The sequence below is a fragment of the Synechococcus sp. H55.9 genome, from assembly GCF_047462355.1.
In the GTDB taxonomy this organism is placed as follows: Bacteria; Cyanobacteriota; Cyanobacteriia; order Thermostichales; family Thermostichaceae; genus Thermostichus.
In genome coordinates this window covers 11,402-13,215 of record NZ_JANSJB010000021.1, presented here as the reverse complement: position 1 = coordinate 13,215, position 1,814 = coordinate 11,402, and the positions used below count along the sequence as shown (strand labels likewise).

The following is a 1,814-nucleotide window of genomic DNA, read 5'->3' as shown; positions in this document are numbered from 1 at the left end:
CGTCGATAACCAAGGAGTGGGGCGAGCATGTCAAGACCGCAGGTACGGCGGGGATGGCCTCTGGAAGCCTTTGTGGGCGATGTTATCGTCTGTACACTGGAGGGATCCCATCTGGATCAAGTGACGGAGATCCGCGTCAGCCCGGCGGGCAAAGGGATCCGGGTTAGCTTCGGGGATCCCTTGGGGCGCTCCCAAGGGCCGGTGCAGGCCACTGCCGAGGCACTGACCGTAACTTTTGAGATCGATCCCAGCACCTACCCTGGCGAAAAACGCATCGAGCTGATCTCGCCGGCAGGGCCCAGCGATCCCCTGCCGTTTTTGGTGATGATGTAAAGTCGCGCGGCGAGGAAGTGGGTCATGCCGTTTGCGATTGCTCCGAGCGATGTGGGTGTGCTGCTGCTGGGGGTGGGCCTGTTGCTCTTGGCCGGCGGCTGGGCCTGGTGGCTGCGACGACAGCAGCAGGCTGCTCCCCCAGACTCGACAACTGTTTGGCCGGCAACGGCGGTTGACCTCTCTGCCCTTACGGTGGAACAGGAGGCCCAACTGCAGCCCTTCGAACAGGCGGTGGCAGATCGGCCCCAGGATCCCATTGCCTGGTACAACCGCGCCACCACCCTCGACCACCTGGGGCAGGCCCAAGCTGCCCTGGCCAGCTACGATCGTGCCCTGGAGCTGAAGCCAGATTTTCCCGAAGCCTGGAACAACCGCGGCTCTCTACTGGACGATCTCGGCCGTCACCAGGAAGCGCTGGCCAGCTACGAGCGGGCTTTGCACCTAAAGCCGGATTTTTTTGAGGCCCGCTTTAACCAGGCCAACACGCTGCGGCAACTGGGCCGCTACCAAGAGGCCCTGCGCGCCTACGAGCAGATTCTCACCTTCCGCCCCGATAGCTCGGAAACGTGGTATCTGCACGGGCTAACCTTGGCCTCGCTGGGGCAGTGGCAGGGATCCCTAGCTAGCTACGACAAAGCCCTGGCCATTAACCCCAGCAATCCCCAGGTTTGGCAAAGTCGCGGGCTGGCCCTAGTGCACCTGGAGCGCTACGCCGAGGCCCTGGCCAGCTATGAACGGGCCCTGCAACTGGGATCCGCATCGGCTTCCCTCTGGGCCGGCCACGCCCTTGCCCACCACCGCCTGGGCAACTGGATGGAAGCTCTCAACAGCTACGACCGCGCCCTGGCCCAGGATCCCCAGCGCCCTCAGATCTGGGTGCAGCGCGGCCTGGTGCTGATGGACTTAAACCTCTACGGGCTGGCCATCCAGAGTTTTGACCGGGCCCTGCAGATGGATCCCGAAGATGCCGAGGCCCACTACGCCAAAGCCTGCTGCTGCGCCTGGGAAGGTCAGGTGCCCCAGGCTCTGCAAGCCTTGGAGCAAGCCCTGCGCCTGCAGCCGGAGCGCTACCGCCCCTTGCTCTCCTCTGAGCCCTATTTCGACCTCATTCGCAGTGAGCCGAGCTTTACGGCCTTCCTGACAGCCCTCTCCGGCCTTGGAACCGACACAGAGGGATAGCTTGGTAGCTCCGTATTTCGTGCGGGGCGGAAAAGCCCGTAAGCAACTTTAGTTGCTCATCGTCTGCGTCCTGAGTTCCAGAGGATGGGCCGGCAACAGCAATCTGGTGGCTCCGCCCAATGCAGAGGAAACCCGCTGATTTTCCGTAGAGATGCTGTTGCTTACAGCGAAAAACCTGAGCAAACTGAGAACACTCCAGCTCCTGGCAGATCTCGGGGGCAAGTTGTGTTCTTGTTAACATCTGGTAGCATTTTCATGGACACAACCTGATACTGTCTGCCTGCAAGCTTCTTCGCGGTTGG

The 1,814-nt window shown here is 61.9% G+C and carries 2 protein-coding genes; both read left to right on the top strand.

Features of this window, described 5'->3' with window-relative positions; genetic code table 11:
* Positions 1–27 precede the first annotated feature (27 nt).
* A complete protein-coding gene (locus tag NW857_RS04680; RefSeq protein ID WP_414334959.1) occupies positions 28–333 on the top strand; it encodes a hypothetical protein in 306 nt (101 codons plus the stop codon).
* 24 nt (positions 334–357) lie between these two features.
* Positions 358–1,512, top strand: coding sequence for a tetratricopeptide repeat protein (locus NW857_RS04675; protein WP_414368099.1), 1,155 nt, complete (start codon positions 358–360; stop codon positions 1,510–1,512).
* Positions 1,513–1,814 lie beyond the last annotated feature (302 nt).

Excerpts from the sequence above, each read along its gene's own strand:
- NW857_RS04675 (WP_414368099.1), top strand. The coding sequence starts at position 358 with ATGCCGTTTGCGATTGCTCCGAGCGATGTGGGTGTGCTGCTGCTGGGG.
- NW857_RS04680 (WP_414334959.1), top strand. The coding sequence starts at position 28 with ATGTCAAGACCGCAGGTACGGCGGGGATGGCCTCTGGAAGCCTTTGTG.